Consider the following 16202-nt stretch of genomic DNA (forward strand, 5'->3'; position numbering starts at 1 on the left):
GCCCGGTCAGGACCGCGCTGCGGCGATCCGGGTGGTCAGCTGATGAGCATGCGCGAGGAGGGTCCGGCCGAGTTCGGGAAGGCGATCCGGACCGAAGCGGAACTGCACGCCGGTCAGACTCAGCGCCCACTGCGGCTGGCCGTCTCGGTTGAACACCGCCGCTCCGAGGCCGAAGCTTCCTTCCACGATGAGCCCCGGGTTCACGGCGTATCCGCGCAGCTGGGTCTCGCGAACGCGCCGGCGGACATCGTGCGGCGCATGGGCAGCGCCCCAGCGGTCAGGCAGCTCCGGATGCCGGTCGAGATAGTCGTCCATATCGTGAGCCGGCAGGAAGGAGAGGATCGCGAGCCCCGCGGAGGCGACGCCGAGAGGGAATCGAATCCCTTCCGACAGCACGAAGGAGCGGATCGGGAAGCTGCCCTCCTCCCGGAGCAGGCACACCGTCTCGTCGCCCCGTCTGACTGAGAGGAAGGCACTCTCCTCGGTGCGGACAGCGAGGGACCGCACGATGTCGCGGGCCACCGCGGTCACGTCATACCGTGCGGCGGCCGCGGCGCCCATGAGGTAGAGCTCGGGGCCGGGGGTCCATGTGCCACGGGCTTCGTCTTGATCGACGAGCCCCTCCTTCCGAAGCGCCGAGAGGAGACGGTGCGTCGTCGGACGGGTGAGGGCCGACTGCCGCGCGAGTGCGGAGACCGTGAGCCCTTCCACCCCCGCCGCGGACACCAGACGAAGGAGGAGGGCCGCGCGCGCGATCGCCTGCGCACCGGGGATCGCGCGAGGAGTGTCCACATCGTGGACGCTAGACGACCAGATGTCCACATCGCAAGCGTCCGGTCGCCGTGCAGCCCGTCGCGGACGACGATGGTCGAGGAGGCGCCGGCGCGGCGTCCTTTTCGGATCGAAGGAGCTTCTCGCGTGATCGACAAGACTTGGGAATCGGCAGCGTCCGCTGTCGCCGACATCCCCGACGGCGCGTCCCTCGCGGTCGGCGGATTCGGCTTGTCCGGCAACCCGATGTCCCTCATCGAAGCGGTGCACGAGCGCGGAGTGCGCGAGCTCGCGATCGTGTCGAACAACTGCGGTGTCGACGATTGGGGTCTCGGCATCCTGCTGAAGGACCGCCGCATTCGGAAGATGACGTCGTCCTACGTGGGGGAGAACAAGGAGTTCGAGCGTCAGTTCCTGTCCGGGGAACTCGAGCTCGAGTTGACGCCCCAGGGCACTCTCGCGGAGAAGCTCCGGGCCGGGGGATCGGGGATCGCCGCCTTCTACACCCAGACCGGGGTCGGCACCCAGGTCGCCGAGGGCGGACTGCCCCGCCGCTACGACGGCGCGGGCGGCGTTGCCGTCGCCTCCCCGGCGAAGGACGTCCGCTCCTTCGCCCCCGACGGAATCCCTCGTGAGTACGTGCTGGAGGAGGCGATCGTGACGGACTACGCGCTGGTCCACGCTCTCCGCGGAGATCGTCACGGCAACCTCGTGTTCCGCAAGGCGGCCCGGAACTTCAATCCGCTCGCCGCGATGGCCGGCCGCGTGTGCATCGTGCAGGTCGAGGAACTGGTGGAGCCGGGGGAGATCGACCCCGACACCGTGCACCTCCCCGGCGTGTACGTCCACCGGATCGTCGAGGTGGGGTCGGCGATCGAGAAGCGCATCGAGAGGCGCACCGTCGCCGTCGACGGAGAGGGGAACTGAGCATGGCACTCACGCGTCAGGAGATGGCTGCCCGTGCCGCCCGGGAACTGGGCGACGGCTCGTACGTCAACCTCGGCATCGGGCTGCCCACGCTCGTGCCGAACTACGTCCCCGATGGGGTGACGGTGGTGCTGCAGTCTGAGAACGGCATCCTCGGCGTCGGTCCCTACCCTGGGGAGGACGCGGTGGACCCCGACTTGATCAACGCGGGCAAGGAGACGGTCACGGTCCTGCCCGGCTCGGCATTCTTCGACTCGGCGATGAGTTTTGGAATGATCCGCGGCGGCAAGATCGACGCGGCGATCCTCGGCGCCATGCAGGTATCGGCGGCCGGCGACCTCGCCAACTGGATGATCCCCGGGAAGATGGTCAAGGGGCCGGGCGGAGCGATGGATCTCGTGCACGGGGCCGCCAAGGTGATCGTCCTCATGGAACACGTCGCGAAGGACGGGACCCCGAAGATCGTCCGCGAATGCTCCCTGCCCCTCACCGGTCGCGGCGTCGTCGATCGGATCATCACGGACCTCGCCGTGATCGATGTGACCGAGACGGGTCTCGTGCTCGTCGAACTCGCGCCCGGCGTGAGCGTCGAAGATGTGCGCGCCGCCACCGAACCCGAATTGACCGTCGCGGTCGTCGAAGGAGAACAGCAGTCATGAACAGTCGAGACGTCGTCATCGTCGCCGCCGCCCGGACCCCGCAGGGGCGCCTGAAGGGAGCGCTCTCCTCGCTGAGCTCGACGGCGCTCGGCAGCGCCGCGATCCGCGGAGCGCTGGGGAAAGCAGGGCTGGACCCCGAGATCGTCGATGCGGTCCTCGTCGGGCAGGTGCTGCCCGCCGGTGCGGGGCAGAACCCCGCGCGCCAGGCGGCGATCGGCGCGGGGATCGGGTGGGACGTGCCCGCGGCATCCGTCAACAAGGTCTGCCTCTCCGGTCTCACGGCCGTCATCGACGCCGCGCGCATGATCCGGCTCGGTGACGCGCGGGTCGTCGTCGCCGCCGGCATGGAGTCGATGTCCCAGGCGCCGCACCTGCTCACGGGCTCGCGCCAAGGCTGGTCGTACGGGTCCGTGGAGGTCTTGGACCACATGGCCTACGACGGGCTCACCGACGCGTTCGACCGGGAGAGCATGGGCGCGTCGACCGAGCGGCACAACCTGCCGCTCGGGATCACGCGCGCCCGTCAGGACGAGATCGCGGCACGCTCGCATGAGCGCGCGGCCGCGGCGACGGCAGCCGGGCTCTTCGACGCCGAGATGATCGCCGTCGAGATCCCCCAGCGAAAGGGCGACCCGCTCGTCATCCGTGCAGACGAGGGCATCCGCGCCGACACGAATGTGGACACGCTTGCCCGGCTGCGCCCGGCTTTCGCGGCGGACGGCACCATCACCGCGGGGAACGCATCGCAGATCTCCGACGGCGCGTCGGCCGTGGTCCTCACCACCCGGGCGCATGCGGATGCAGAGGGCTGGCCGATCCTCGCGGCGGTCGGCGCGGTGGGGCAGGTCGCGGGCCCGGACAATTCCCTGCACGCCCAGCCCGCGCGTGCAATCACCCAGGCTCTCGGTCGCCAGAGGATGACGGCGACGGACCTGGACATCGTGGAGATCAACGAGGCGTTCGCCGCGGTTGTGGCGAAGTCCCAAGACGACCTCGGGATCGACGACGATCGCGTGAACCCCCAAGGGGGAGGGATCGCCCTGGGTCATCCCATCGGCGCCTCGGGGAACCGTCTCGTCGTTCACGCTGTACACGAGCTCGTGCGCCGCGGTGGCGGCGCCGCCGCCGTCGCGCTGTGCGGAGGCGGGGGTCAGGGGGACGCGCTGATCTTGACCCGGTGAGCCGGGTGGGAACTCAGCGGTGGCGCTTCTCGAACATCTTCTGCGCCTTGCCGCTGACCGGGGAGTCATCCGGCACGATCATTCCCCGGGACGCGCGCCGGGTGTCGACGATGGTACCGATGGCCAGGGCAAGGCTGATGCCCCAGCTGAGCCACGCCAGAGCAGTGCGCCAGGTGAACGGCTCGTCGCTGCGCAACGAGCGGAGCAGGGTCATCCCGCCGGTGATCGCGGTGATGATGCCGGTGCCGAAGAGGTACTTGCGCATGTCGACACGCTAGCGTGCGCGACCATCGACCCGTCGCCCTTGACAGGGCGGTCGCGAGGCGTCAAGGGCCCGATCGTCCGTGGACCGCGCGATAGCCTGACATCTCCGTCCGCTCGAGTGTCAGGAGCCCGTGTGACCGAGGCCGAGTTCGTCGTCGTCGCCAATCGTCTTCCCGTCGACCGCGTCGTCGGCGCAGAGGGGGATGACGGATGGCGCCGCTCGCCCGGGGGCCTCGTCACCGCGCTCGAGCCTGTCATGCGCTCGTCGGAGGGTGCGTGGGTCGGTTGGGCGGGGAAGCCCGACCTCGAGCTGGAGCCGTTCGAATTCGACGGCACATTCCTCGTTCCCGTTCGACTCTCGGCGCAGGACGTCGAGCAGTACTACGAGGGCATGTCGAATGACACGTTCTGGCCGCTGTATCACGACGTCATCGCCGCGCCCCGCTACCGCCGCGTGTGGTGGGAAGCCTACGTCCGCGTGAACCGGCGATTCGCGGAGGCGGCCGCGGAGGTGGCCGCCGAGGGGGCGACGGTGTGGGTGCAGGACTATCAGCTCCAGCTCGTGCCGAAGATGCTGCGCGAGCTCCGACCTGATCTGGTCATCGGCTACTTCCATCACATCCCGTTCCCCGCCCACGGCCTCTACTCCCAGCTGCCTTGGCGTCGGCAGGTGCTCGAGGGCCTCCTCGGGGCGGACGTCATCGGGTTCCAGCGGGTCGCCGACGCCGGCAACTTCGCCCGCGCCGTCCGTCGTCAGCTGCGGTACCAGACCAAGGCATCGGGGATCTCCGTGCCGCTGGGGGACGGTTCGTACCGCAACGCCCTGGCCAAGGCCTTCCCGATCTCCATCGACGCGGAGTCGTATGTCGAACTGGCCCGCAGGCCCGAGGTGCAGCAGCGGGCCCGCGAGATCCGGGAGGGGCTGGGCAATCCGAAGCGGATCCTCCTCGGCGTGGACAGGCTCGACTACACCAAGGGCATCCGGCACCGCTTGAAGGCCTTCGGAGAGCTCCTGCAGGACGGCCGACTGACGGTCGAGGACGTCACCCTCGTCCAGGTCGCGAGCCCCAGCAGAGAGCGGGTCGAGTCCTACATGCAGCTGCGCGATGAGATCGAACTCACCGTGGGCCGCATCAACGGGGATTTCGACACGACCGACCACACCGCCATCCGCTATCTCCATCAGGCCTATCCGAGGGAGGAGATGGTGGCGCTCTTCCTGGCCGCCGACGTCATGCTCGTCACCGCGCTCCGCGACGGGATGAACCTCGTCGCCAAGGAATACGTCGCCACCCGCACAGACAATCGCGGCGTGCTCGTCCTGAGCGAGTTCGCCGGAGCCGCGGATGAGCTGCCGAGTGCACTCCTGATCAACCCGCACGACATCGACGGTATGAAGGACCAGATCATCCGGGCGATCGAGATGCCCCCGGCGGAGCAGGGGAGGCGGATGCGATCGCTGCGCAAGAAGGTCATCGAGAGCGACGTGGCGCAGTGGTCCCGCTCGTTCCTCGCGGCCCTGGAAGCGGCGAAGCACCGGCACACGGCCGTGGGCGGCGAACGGCAGACCGAGGGCGCGACCGCGCCGGAGGCGTCATGAGCGCCGTCGACCTCACGGCCGTGACCGCGGTCGATCGCCTCCTCGTCGCCCTCGATTTCGACGGCACGCTTTCGCCGCTGGTGGATGAGCCGATGACGGCGCGGATGAGCGCCTCCGCGCGCGCCGCGGTGGAACGGCTGGTGGAGGCGCCTGGCACCACCGTCGCGCTGGTCTCCGGACGGAGTCTGCGGGATCTGCGCGTCATCGCGGAGCATGAAGACTCCTCGCGGATCCTCCTCGCCGGGTCCCACGGAGCAGAGTTCTGGAGCCCTGAGCGGGGAGTCGTCACCCATCCCGAGGACGCGGCGGCCGGTGCGCTGCGCGAGGAGCTCCAGCGTCGCGCCGAAGCGGCGACGACGGGCATGCGAGGGGTATGGATCGAGCCGAAGACCTTCGGTCTCGGGGTCCACACCCGCTCCGCCGACCGGGCGACGGAAGAGGACGCCCGGCGACGGGTGGACGCCCTCGTCGCCGAGGCGGCCCCCCACTGGCGCCGCCGCACGGGGCACAACATCGTCGAGTACGCCTTCCGCTCCGAGGGCAAGGACAGCGCGGTCGCGGAACTGCGCGCATGGACGCAGGCGGACGCGGTCGTCTTCGCCGGCGACGACGTCACCGACGAAGACGCCCTGCGCAGCCTCTCCGCCGATGACCTCGGCATCCACGTCGGTGACCGGCAGTCGGCGGCGACGCTGCGGGTGCCTGACATCGATGCCCTCGCGGACGTCCTGGTCCGTCTCGCGACGGAGCGGGTTGCGCGCGCGCAATAGACTTCGGGAATGCCCTCTCAGGACCCCATCGACATCAAGCCCCGTAGCCGCGTCGTCACCGACGGCATCGAAGCCACCACCTCCCGCGGGATGCTTCGCGCCGTCGGCATGGGCGACGACGACTGGGAGAAGCCGCAGATCGGGATCGCGTCCAGCTGGAACGAGATCACTCCGTGCAACCTCAGCCTCGATCGCCTCGCGCAGGGCGCCAAGGAAGGCGTCCACTCGGGGGGTGGCTACCCGCTGCAGTTCGGGACGATCTCGGTGTCGGACGGCATCTCGATGGGTCACGAGGGGATGCACTTCTCGCTGGTGTCGCGTGAGGTCATCGCCGATTCCGTCGAAGCGGTCATCATGGCGGAGCGGCTGGACGGCACCGTTCTCCTCGCGGGATGCGACAAGTCGATCCCCGGGATGATGATGGCCAGCGCCCGTCTCGGGCTCGCCAGCGTGTTCCTGTACGCCGGATCCACGATGCCGGGGTGGGTCAAGCTCTCGGACGGGACCGAGAAGGACGTCACTATCATCGACTCGTTCGAAGGTGTGGGGGCGTGCCTCGCAGGCAAGATGAGCGAAGCCGACCTCAAGCGCATCGAATGCGCGATCGTTCCCGGTGAAGGCGCCTGCGGCGGCATGTACACGGCGAACACGATGGCCTCCGTGGGTGAGGCGCTCGGGCTGAGCCTGCCGGGCTCGGCGGCGCCACCGGCGGCCGATCGGAGACGTGACTACTACGCGCACCGCTCGGGCGAGGCGGTGGTGAACCTCCTCCGTCAGGGCATCACCACGAAGGACATCCTGACCAAGGAGGCGTTCGAGAACGCCATCGCGCTCGTCATGGCGTTGGGCGGTTCGACCAACGCGGTCCTCCACCTGCTCGCCATCGCACGGGAGGCCGAGGTCGACCTCGACCTTCACGACTTCAACCGGATCGGCGACAAGACGCCCCACATCGCCGACATGAAGCCGTTCGGTCAGTTCGTGATGAACGACGTCGACCGCCACGGTGGCATCCCCGTCGTGATGAAGGCGATGCTCGACGAGGGTCTCCTGCACGGTGACGCGCTGACCGTGACGGGCAAGACCCTCGCCGAGAATCTTAAGGATCTCGCCCCCGAGCCGATCGACGGCAAGGTCATCCACCGCTTGGACGACCCGATCCACGCCACGGGCGGCATCACGATCCTGCACGGATCGCTCGCTCCCGAAGGCGCCGTCGTGAAGACCGCCGGGTTCGACGCCTCCGTATTCGAGGGGCCGGCCCGGGTGTTCGAGCGCGAGCGCTCGGCGATGGACGCACTCGAGGCGGGCGAGATCACAAAGGGCGACGTGATCGTGATCCGCTACGAAGGCCCCAAGGGTGGGCCGGGAATGCGCGAGATGCTCGCCATCACCGCCGCCATCAAGGGAGCCGGCCTCGGAAAAGATGTACTACTCTTGACGGACGGCAGATTCTCGGGCGGCACAACCGGCCTGTGCATCGGCCACATAGCACCCGAAGCGGTGGACGCTGGTCCCATCGCCTTCGTGCGCGATGGTGATCTGATACGGGTCGATATCGCTGCTCGCACTCTCGACCTACTCGTCGACGATGCAGAGCTCGACTCCCGCCGCGACGGCTGGGAGCCGTTGCCCCCGCGCTATACCCGTGGCGTCCTGGCCAAGTACTCCCGTCTCGTGCGCTCCGCTGCGGAGGGCGCGGTCACGGGCTGACGGCCCCACACTCCACCCATCTCGTATCGAGGAATCATCACCATGCCCGCCGAAACAGCAACGGCCCTTCCCCGGCCCCCCGCCCGCACCGCGTCCGCGCCCGTGCTCACCGGCGCACAGGCGGTCGTCCGCTCGCTCGAACTGCTCGGTGTGACCGACGTGTTCGGTCTCCCGGGCGGCGCGATCCTGCCGGTGTACGACCCCCTGATGGACACTTCGGAGATCCGCCACATCCTCGTGCGCCATGAGCAGGGGGCCGGCCACGCCGCGGAAGGCTACGCCGCGGCGTCCAACAAGATCGGGGTCGCCATCGCGACCTCCGGCCCCGGTGCCACGAACCTCGTGACGGCGATCGCCGATGCGTACATGGACTCCGTCCCGCTCGTCTGCATCACCGGACAGGTGTTCTCGACGTTGATGGGAACGGACGCCTTCCAGGAGGCGGACATCGTCGGCATCACGATGCCGATCACCAAGCACTCCTTCCTCGTCAAGGACGCGGAGGACATCCCCGGCGCCATCGCCGCGGCGTTCGAGGTGGCCTCGACGGGTCGTCCCGGGCCGGTGCTCGTGGACATCACGAAGGACGCCCAGCAGGCGGAGGCGCCGTTCGTATGGCCCCCCAAGATCGACCTGCCCGGCTACCGCCCCGTCACCAAGGCGCACGGCAAGCAGATCCAGGCCGCCGCGCAGCTCATCGCGGAGGCGAAGAAGCCGGTCCTCTACGTCGGCGGCGGCATCATCCGCGCCCGGGCGTCCGAGGAGCTGCTGTCCCTCGCCGAGTCCACCGGCGCACCGGTGGTCACCACGCTGATGGCGCGGGGCGCGTTCCCCGACTCGCATGAACAGCACCTCGGGATGCCGGGGATGCACGGGACCGTACCCGCGGTCCTCGCCCTCCAGGAGGCGGACCTGCTCATCACCCTGGGGGCGCGGTTCGATGACCGCGTCACCGGGAAGGCCGCCCTCTTCGCTCCGCACGCGAAGGTCATCCACGTCGACATCGACCCCGCGGAGATCTCCAAGATCCGCACCGCGGATGTGCCGATCGTCGGCGACCTCAAGGACGTCCTCGTCGATCTCGACGCCGCCTTCCGCGGTGCGATCGACGGAGCACGCCCGGACATCTCGGAGTGGTGGTCGTTCCTGGACGGACTGCGATCGGAGTTCCCCCTCGGATACGCACCCACCTCCGACGGTCTTCTCGCGCCCCAGTATGTGATCCAGCGGATCGGCGAGCTCACGGGCCCGGAGGGCGTGTACGCCGCCGGCGTGGGGCAGCACCAGATGTGGGCGGCCCAGTTCATCAAGTACGAGCGTCCGAACGCCTGGTTGAACTCCGGGGGAGCCGGAACGATGGGCTACGCCGTTCCCGCCGCGATGGGAGCGAAGGTCGCCGAACCGGAGCGCACCGTGTGGGCGATCGACGGCGACGGATGCTTCCAGATGACCAATCAGGAGCTTGCGACCTGCGCGATCAACAACATCCCGATCAAGGTCGCGATCATCAACAACTCCTCCCTCGGCATGGTGCGCCAGTGGCAGACCCTCTTCTACGACGGTCGCTACTCGCACACGAACCTCAACACCGGACACGGCTCGATCCGCATCCCCGACTTCGTCAAGCTCGCCGAGGCCTACGGGTGCCTCGCGATCCGCGTGGAGAAGGAGGAGGACGTGGATGCCGCGATCAAGACGGCTCTGGAGACCGACGACCGTCCCGTCGTCATCGACTTCGTCGTGAGTGCGGATGCGATGGTGTGGCCGATGGTGCCGCAGGGCGTCAGCAACAGCTACGTGCAGTACGCCCGCGACCACTCGCCCGCCTTCGGCGAGCAGGAGGACTGAGATGCCCAGCCACGTTCTGAGCCTCCTCGTGGAGGACAAGCCCGGTCTGCTGACCCGCGTCGCGGGCCTCTTCGCCCGGCGCGGCTTCAACATCGAGTCGCTGGCCGTCGGCGTGACCGAGGTGCCGGGTCTGTCTCGGATCACCGTCGTGGTCGACGTCGACCAGCTGCCCCTCGAGCAGGTGACGAAGCAGCTGAACAAGCTCGTGAACGTCATCAAGATCGTCGAGCTCGACGCCACCGCATCCGTCCAGCGTGAGCACATGCTCGTGAAGGTGCGCGCCGACAACGCGAACCGGTCCAACGTGCTCGAGGTCGTGAACCTCTTCCGCGCTCACATCGTCGACTACGCGCCCGACGCGGTCGTGGTCGAGGTGACGGGCGACAAGGGGAAGATCGACGCGTTCCTGCGGGCGGTCGAACCCTTCGGCATCAGGGAGCTCGCCCAGTCGGGGCTGCTGGCCATCGGCCGCGGCGGCAAAAGCATCACCGAACGCGTCCTGCGCGGGTGACCCACGCCGCCTCGCCCCAGGGTCGTTGGGCGGGTGCGGCGCGATCGAACGACCAACTCTCGATACAAGGAGAATCACGAAGATGGCTGAAATCTTCTACGACGACGACGCCGACCTGGCGCTGATCCAGAGCAAGAAGGTCGCGATCGTCGGCTACGGCTCGCAGGGCCACGCCCACGCTCAGAACCTCCGGGACTCGGGTGTCGAGGTCGTCATCGCGCTCAAGGACGGCTCGAAGTCCGCGCCGAAGGCGGAGGAGGACGGCTTCCGCGTCCTCTCGGTCTCGGATGCCGCGGCATGGGCGGACCTCATCATGATCCTCGCGCCGGACCAGCACCAGCGCGGGATCTACAACGACGAGATCAAGCCCCACCTCTCCGCGGGCAAGGCGCTCGCCTTCGCGCACGGCTTCAACATCCGCTTCGGGTACATCCAGGCGCCGGAGGGCGTGGACGTGATCCTCGTCGCCCCCAAGGCCCCCGGGCACACCGTCCGTCGCGAGTACGTCGCCGGTCGCGGCATCCCCGACATCATCGCGGTCGAGCAGGACGCTTCCGGCACCGCGTGGGACCTGGCGAAGTCGTACGCCAAGGCGATCGGCGGCACCCGCGCCGGCGTCATCAAGACCACCTTCACCGAGGAGACCGAGACCGACCTGTTCGGCGAGCAGGCCGTGCTCTGCGGTGGCGTCTCCCAGCTCGTCCAGTACGGCTTCGAGACCCTGACCGAGGCGGGCTACCAGCCGCAGATCGCGTACTTCGAGGTGCTGCACGAGCTGAAGCTGATCGTGGACCTCATGTGGGAGGGCGGCATCGCGAAGCAGCGCTGGAGCGTCTCGGACACCGCCGAGTACGGCGACTACGTCTCGGGCCCGCGCGTAATCGACCCCCGCGTCAAGGAGAACATGCAGGCGGTCCTGGCCGACATCCAGTCGGGAGCATTCGCGGAGCGCTTCATCGGCGACCAGGACAACGGTGCGGTGGAGTTCCAGGAGCTGCGCACGAAGGCGGCGCAGCACCCGATCGAGGAGGTCGGTAAGGACCTCCGGGCGCTCTTCGCCTGGAAGCAGCAGGACTCCGACTACACCGAGGGCAGCGCCGCGCGCTGACCTCTCTCACGTCCGGCGCACACGTCCGGCGACTCCGGCTCCCGCCCCCGCATCCAGGGGCGGGAGCCTTCTTCGTCGCCGCGTTAGGCTGAGCGGGTGAACGCGAGAGCCGATGACGACGCCCTGAGCTGGTCGGGGGACGACGATCCCACACTGGACGTCGGCTCGGAGGATGCTCCGGCTCTTCCGCCCGGATACACGGCGGTCGGTCGCGGCAGCGCCGCGACGACGGGCCCGTCGGAGGTGCCGTCCCCGTCCGCGCCCGGCGCGGACCACGAGGTTTCGACCGGCGGTGCGGGGAATGCGGCGCTGATAGCCGTCGGTGTTCTGGGTGGGGTGTATCTGCTCTACGCCATCGGCTGGCTGCTCGGCGGACTCCGGCTGCAGGAGCGCATCGTGCCCGATGCGATGCTCATCGTCAGCACGGCTGTCGCCGTCGCGGCGCCGGCGATCTGGTTCGGCGCGGTCATGCTCCTCACGCGCACCGCCCCCCGATGGGCGCGGTTCGCCTGGCTGCTCGCGGGGGCGCTCATCCTCGTTCCCTGGCCGTTCCTCACGATCGGACCCGTGTGATGACCGAAACCGCACCGCCGACGCAGGCGCGGCCCCGCGCCCCCCTGTGGCTCATCGTCGCCATCGCCGCAATGGCGGGGCTCTTCTTCGCCTACGCCGTCTGGAGCGCGGTGGGCAACCTGATCCAGACCGTGGCGTTCTACAGTGAGGCGGGCTTCAGCCTCAACGCCCTCGGATGGTTCGTCTGGCTCTTCGCCGCGCTCTTCCCCGTCCTGGTGTGGTCCGCCGCGTTCACCCTCGGCTTCCGCCGTCGCGCCCACGAACTCGCGCTGATCATGCTGGGCGGGCTCGCCCTGGTCGCGGTGTTCTGGCTCAACATCCTGTCCTACGTGTCGCTGAACACCTCGTCACTCCTCAGCTGATCCGTCACACGTGCGGGCGAGGCGCGAGCCCGCGCTAGGCTTGCTGGCGGCCCGCCGCGCGCCCGCTGCAGGCGCGGCATCCTGCACCGCCCTGCGCCGTCGCGCTCTGCCCCGAAGGAATCACCTGTGACGAAGCCTGTCGTCCTCATCGCCGAAGAGCTCTCTCCCGCCACGATCGACGCCCTCGGGCCCGATTTCGACGTGCGCCACGTGGACGGGACCGATCGGCCCGCGCTCCTCTCCGCCCTCGCGGATGCGCAGGCGGTCCTGGTGCGCTCGGCGACGAAGATCGACGGCGAGGCACTGGCCGCGGCGCCCGGGCTGAAGGTCGTCGCCCGCGCCGGTGTCGGGCTCGACAACGTCGACATCAAGGCCGCCACGACGGCGGGCGTCATGGTCGTCAACGCGCCGACGTCCAACGTCATCTCCGCCGCGGAGCTCACCGTCGGCCACATCCTGAGCATCGCCCGTCACATCCCCGCAGCCCACGCGTCGCTCGCCGCGGGGCAGTGGAAGCGCAGCTCGTTCACGGGAACGGAGCTGTTCGAGAAGACTGTCGGCATCTTCGGGCTCGGCCGCATCGGCGCTCTGGTCGCCGAGCGTCTGCGCGCCTTCGGCGTGCGCGTCGTCGGCTACGACCCCTATGTCACTCCGGTCCGTGCGCAGCAGCTGCAGATCGAGCTCCTCTCGTTCGACGAGGTCCTCCGTCAGAGCGACGTGATCACCGTGCACATGCCCAAGACCCCCGAGACGACCGGCATGATCGGCGCCGAGCAGCTGGCCATGATGAAGCCGACCGCCGCGGTCGTCAACGTCGCCCGCGGCGGCCTGATCGACGAGCAGGCGCTGTTCGACGCGCTCACCGACGGCACCATCGCCGCGGCGGGTCTGGACGTCTTCACCGCAGAGCCGCCGGCGGCGGACTCCGTCGCCGCCCGCCTGGTCGCCCTCCCCAACGTCGTCGCGACACCGCACCTGGGTGCGAGCACCGACGAGGCGCAGGAGAAGGCCGGTGTGTCGGTCGCGCGGTCGGTGAAGCTCGCCCTCGAGGGCGATCTCGTCCCCGATGCGGTGAACGTCGCCGGCGGCGTCATCGATCCCTTCGTCCGCCCCGGCATCGCTCTCGTGGAGAAGCTCGGCCAGTTCTTCACGGCGCTCTCGCCGGCGGCCTTGACGAGCCTGGACATCGAGGTGCGCGGCGAGCTCGCGGCCTACGACGTGAGCGTCTACCGTCTCGCGGCGCTCAAGGGCATCTTCACCAACGTGGTCAGCGACACCGTGTCCTACGTCAACGCGCCCCTCTTCGCCGAGCAGCGTGGCATCGAGACCCGTCTCATCGTCGAATCCGAGAGCCCGCTGTACCGGAACATCACGACGCTCCGCGGCACGCTGTCGGACGGCTCGGTCCTCACGGTGTCGGGAACCCTCGCGGGTACGCGCATGATTCCGAAGGTGGTCGGGATCAACGACTACGAGATCGAGGTTGCGCTCGCGCACCACCACGTGGTGATGCGGTACGCGGATCGTCCGGGAATCGTCGCCATCTACGGGCAGAAGCTGGGAGCGGCGGGCATCAACATCGAGGCGCTCCAGGTGGCGCAGCCGGACGGTTCCGGTCGCGCGCTGTCCGTGCTCACCGTCGGCGCGTCGGTGCCGGAGGAGATCCTCGACGAGATGCGCGAGGCCACGGGCGCGGATCTCTTCCGTCAGATCGAGATCACCGAGGACTGATCGCGGGCGACGGGGCATCGACCCCGTCGCGTGACGCCTTCTCCACGAGGGCGATCAGCGCATCGAGCTCCGGCCCTTCGGGGACCGGCCCGGGGATCGACCCGCCGGCGAGCGCGTTGTTGAAGTAGAGGCCGTCGCTGACGAGCATCACGAGATTCAGCGCGGTCTCGTCGCGCGCGTGCGGCCGCAGCACGCGCGCCCACTCGTCGCGGATGGCGCGGAGGGCGTCGCCCGCGGCGTCCTTCCCGCCCTGCGCCAGACGCGACGCGGCGAGGATCGCCCGGTCGAGCGGGTCGTTCTGCATGATCGACGACCGCAGGAAGTAGGCGATCGCCCCGTCCTCCGCGGCCTCGATCGCGGCGACATCCTCCGCGACGAGGATGCGGAGGCGCTCGAGGAGCGCGCCCTCCAACGCTTCCTTCGATGCGAAGTGGTACAGCAGGCCTCCCTTGGAGACGCCGGCGGCGCGTGCGGTGGCGTCCATCGTCGCGGCCCGATCACCGTCGTCGACCAGGATCGCCTCGAACGCGTCGAGGACGCGTTCCTTCGCAAGCGGGGGACGACTCATGCTGTCGATCGTATCGACGGGATCTCCGGCATCCTGATACTATACCGGCTGGACGGTATAGAAACTGGAGCGACCATGAGTACCGAGACGATCACCGCTGCGATCCGGGCCGAGAAGACCCAGCGCGTCGGGTGGCGAGGCTGGGCGGCGCTGGTCGTCCTCATGCTGCCGGTGCTCCTCGTGTCCGTCGACAACACCGTGCTGAGTTTCGCCCTCCCGGCGATCGCCGTCGACCTCGCACCCACGAGCGCCCAGCAGCTGTGGATCATCGACGCCTACCCGTTGGTCCTCGCGGGGCTGCTCGTGACGATGGGGACGCTCGGAGACCGGTTCGGACGACGGCGGATGCTGATGATCGGCGCGACCGGGTTCGCCGCCGTCTCGGCCCTGGCCGCATTCGCCCCCACGGCAGGCCTCCTCATCGTCGCGCGCGCGGCGATGGGCGTCTTCGGCGCGATGCTCATGCCCTCGACCCTTTCCCTCCTGCGCAGCATCTTCACGGATCGCGATCAGCGGCGTTTCGCCATCGCGATCTGGGCCTCGATGTTCTCGGCGGGCGCCGCGCTCGGTCCGATCGTCGGCGGCATCCTCCTGGAGCACTTCGGCTGGGGTTCGGTCTTCCTCATGGCGGTGCCGGTGCTGATCCCGCTCCTCGTCCTCGCACCCCTCCTGGTGCCGGAGAGCCGCGACCCGAAGCCGGGGCGCATCGACGCCGTCAGCATCGGGCTGTCGATGGCCACGATGGTGCCGATCGTCTACGGGATCAAGGAGGTGGCGGTCTACGGCCTCGCCAGCGCCGCGCCGATCCTCTTCGCCGTGGGAGTGGGGTTCGGCGTCCTGTTCGTCCGCCGGCAGCTGCGCCGCCCGCAGCCGATGCTCGACGTCCGGCTCTTCCGCAACCCGACGTTCAGCGGCGCGCTCCTGGTCAATCTGCTGAGCGTGGTCGGCCTGGTCGGATTCCTCTTCTTCGCGGCGCAGTACCTTCAGCTGATCCTCGGGCTGAGCCCGATGAACGCCGGTTTCGCGCTGGTGCCGGGGCTCGCCGCGATGATCGCCGCCGGACTCCTGGTCGTCCCGATCGCCCGTCGGGTCGCGCCGCGGATCGTGGTGCCGATCGCCCTCCTCTTCTCGGTCGGCGGCTATGTCGCCGTCTCCCGGATGGGGGAGGGCGGGAGCCTGCTGCTCCTGGTGATCGCATTCGTCTCGCTGGGCATCGGGATCGGCGCGGCCGAGACCGTCTCCAACGAGCTCGTGCTGGCCAGTGCGCCTCCCGCGAAGGCGGGGGCCGCGAGCGCGGTCTCGGAGACGGCGTACGAACTCGGAGCCGTGCTGGGGACGGCTGTGCTGGGCGGCATCCTCACCGCCCTCTACCGGGCGAACCTCGTCGTTCCCGCCGGTATCGCGGGGGAGTCCGCGACGGCGGCGCGAGAGACCCTTGCGGGCGCCTCGCAGGTCGCGGCGAACGCCGATCCGTCGCTGGCTGCAGCGCTGACCGACGCCGCCGGCACCGCCTTCAGCGCCGGTGTCACGGTCACGGCACTCCTCGGCGCGGGTCTCGTCGTGATCGCCGGCGTCATCGCCGCGGCGACGCTGGGGCGGCGCCAGTAATCTGGGGG

The 16202-nt window shown here is 69.1% G+C and carries 16 protein-coding genes; 13 read left to right on the plus strand and 3 right to left on the minus strand.

Annotated features, from left to right (window positions below):
* Positions 1-6: 6 nt before the first annotated feature.
* Positions 7-792 (minus strand): IclR family transcriptional regulator, encoded by a 786-nt coding sequence (locus LTL01_RS11435; protein WP_053548379.1) that lies wholly within the window; start codon positions 790-792, stop codon positions 7-9.
* A 126-nt stretch (positions 793-918) separates the two neighbouring features.
* Here LTL01_RS11435 and LTL01_RS11440 point away from each other — a divergent pair, with 126 nt between their 5' ends.
* Genes LTL01_RS11440 through LTL01_RS11450 form a run of 3 tightly spaced genes read left to right on the plus strand, consistent with a single transcriptional unit; the run spans position 919 to position 3538 of the window.
* Positions 919-1698, plus strand: a complete 780-nt coding sequence (locus LTL01_RS11440; RefSeq protein WP_053548378.1) for a CoA transferase subunit A — start codon at positions 919-921, stop codon at positions 1696-1698.
* Positions 1699-1700: 2 nt separating this feature from the next.
* On the plus strand, positions 1701-2357 hold the full coding sequence (locus LTL01_RS11445) for a CoA transferase subunit B (RefSeq protein WP_197273004.1): 657 nt from the start codon (positions 1701-1703) through the stop codon (positions 2355-2357).
* Positions 2354-3538 (plus strand): acetyl-CoA C-acetyltransferase, encoded by a 1185-nt coding sequence (locus LTL01_RS11450; RefSeq protein WP_236968664.1) that lies wholly within the window; start codon positions 2354-2356, stop codon positions 3536-3538. The genes LTL01_RS11445 and LTL01_RS11450 overlap by 4 nt, the downstream gene beginning before the upstream one ends.
* Positions 3539-3551: 13 nt before the next feature.
* Here LTL01_RS11450 and LTL01_RS11455 read toward each other — a convergent pair whose 3' ends face one another.
* Positions 3552-3803, minus strand: a complete 252-nt coding sequence (locus tag LTL01_RS11455) for a hypothetical protein (protein WP_053548376.1) — start codon at positions 3801-3803, stop codon at positions 3552-3554.
* Between the two features lie 132 nt (positions 3804-3935).
* Here LTL01_RS11455 and LTL01_RS11460 point away from each other — a divergent pair, with 132 nt between their 5' ends.
* The 9 genes from LTL01_RS11460 to serA all read left to right on the plus strand — a co-directional run bounded on the left by LTL01_RS11460 (position 3936) and on the right by serA (position 14018).
* The gene (locus LTL01_RS11460) at positions 3936-5402 is read left to right on the plus strand and encodes an alpha,alpha-trehalose-phosphate synthase (UDP-forming) (protein WP_197273003.1); all 1467 of its coding nucleotides are present in this window, start codon (positions 3936-3938) and stop codon (positions 5400-5402) included.
* Positions 5399-6172, plus strand: a complete 774-nt coding sequence (gene otsB / locus LTL01_RS11465) for a trehalose-phosphatase (protein WP_053548374.1) — start codon at positions 5399-5401, stop codon at positions 6170-6172. Before LTL01_RS11460 ends, otsB begins: the two co-directional genes overlap by 4 nt.
* Before the next feature lie 9 nt (positions 6173-6181).
* On the plus strand, positions 6182-7885 hold the full coding sequence (gene ilvD, locus LTL01_RS11470; protein WP_053548373.1) for a dihydroxy-acid dehydratase: 1704 nt from the start codon (positions 6182-6184) through the stop codon (positions 7883-7885).
* A 42-nt stretch (positions 7886-7927) separates the two neighbouring features.
* Positions 7928-9733, plus strand: coding sequence for an acetolactate synthase large subunit (locus tag LTL01_RS11475; protein ID WP_053548372.1), 1806 nt, complete (start codon positions 7928-7930; stop codon positions 9731-9733).
* A 1-nt stretch (position 9734) separates the two neighbouring features.
* Positions 9735-10244, plus strand: coding sequence for an acetolactate synthase small subunit (gene ilvN, locus LTL01_RS11480; RefSeq protein ID WP_053548371.1), 510 nt, complete (start codon positions 9735-9737; stop codon positions 10242-10244).
* Between the two features lie 82 nt (positions 10245-10326).
* Positions 10327-11352, plus strand: coding sequence for a ketol-acid reductoisomerase (gene ilvC, locus LTL01_RS11485; RefSeq protein ID WP_236968665.1), 1026 nt, complete (start codon positions 10327-10329; stop codon positions 11350-11352).
* Positions 11353-11448: 96 nt separating this feature from the next.
* Positions 11449-11925, plus strand: coding sequence for a DNA polymerase III subunit gamma/tau (locus LTL01_RS11490; RefSeq protein WP_236968666.1), 477 nt, complete (start codon positions 11449-11451; stop codon positions 11923-11925).
* Positions 11925-12287: a bacitracin resistance protein gene (locus LTL01_RS11495; protein WP_236968667.1), complete on the plus strand. Its 363-nt coding sequence runs from the start codon at positions 11925-11927 to the stop codon at positions 12285-12287. Before LTL01_RS11490 ends, LTL01_RS11495 begins: the two co-directional genes overlap by 1 nt.
* A gap of 126 nt (positions 12288-12413) precedes the next feature.
* A complete protein-coding gene (serA, locus tag LTL01_RS11500; protein ID WP_236968668.1) occupies positions 12414-14018 on the plus strand; it encodes a phosphoglycerate dehydrogenase in 1605 nt (534 codons plus the stop codon).
* Here serA and LTL01_RS11505 read toward each other — a convergent pair.
* Entirely contained in the window at positions 14005-14586 is a 582-nt protein-coding gene (locus tag LTL01_RS11505; protein WP_053548366.1) for a TetR/AcrR family transcriptional regulator, read from the minus strand. The two genes, serA and LTL01_RS11505, sit on opposite strands and share 14 nt — an antisense overlap.
* Before the next feature lie 75 nt (positions 14587-14661).
* Between LTL01_RS11505 and LTL01_RS11510 the strand changes: the two genes are divergently transcribed.
* Complete coding sequence (locus LTL01_RS11510) at positions 14662-16194, plus strand: MFS transporter (RefSeq protein WP_236968669.1); 1533 nt, start codon at positions 14662-14664, stop codon at positions 16192-16194.
* Positions 16195-16202 lie beyond the last annotated feature (8 nt).

The sequence above is a fragment of the Microbacterium aurantiacum genome (assembly GCF_021654035.1).
Classification (GTDB): domain Bacteria; phylum Actinomycetota; class Actinomycetes; order Actinomycetales; family Microbacteriaceae; genus Microbacterium; species Microbacterium aurantiacum.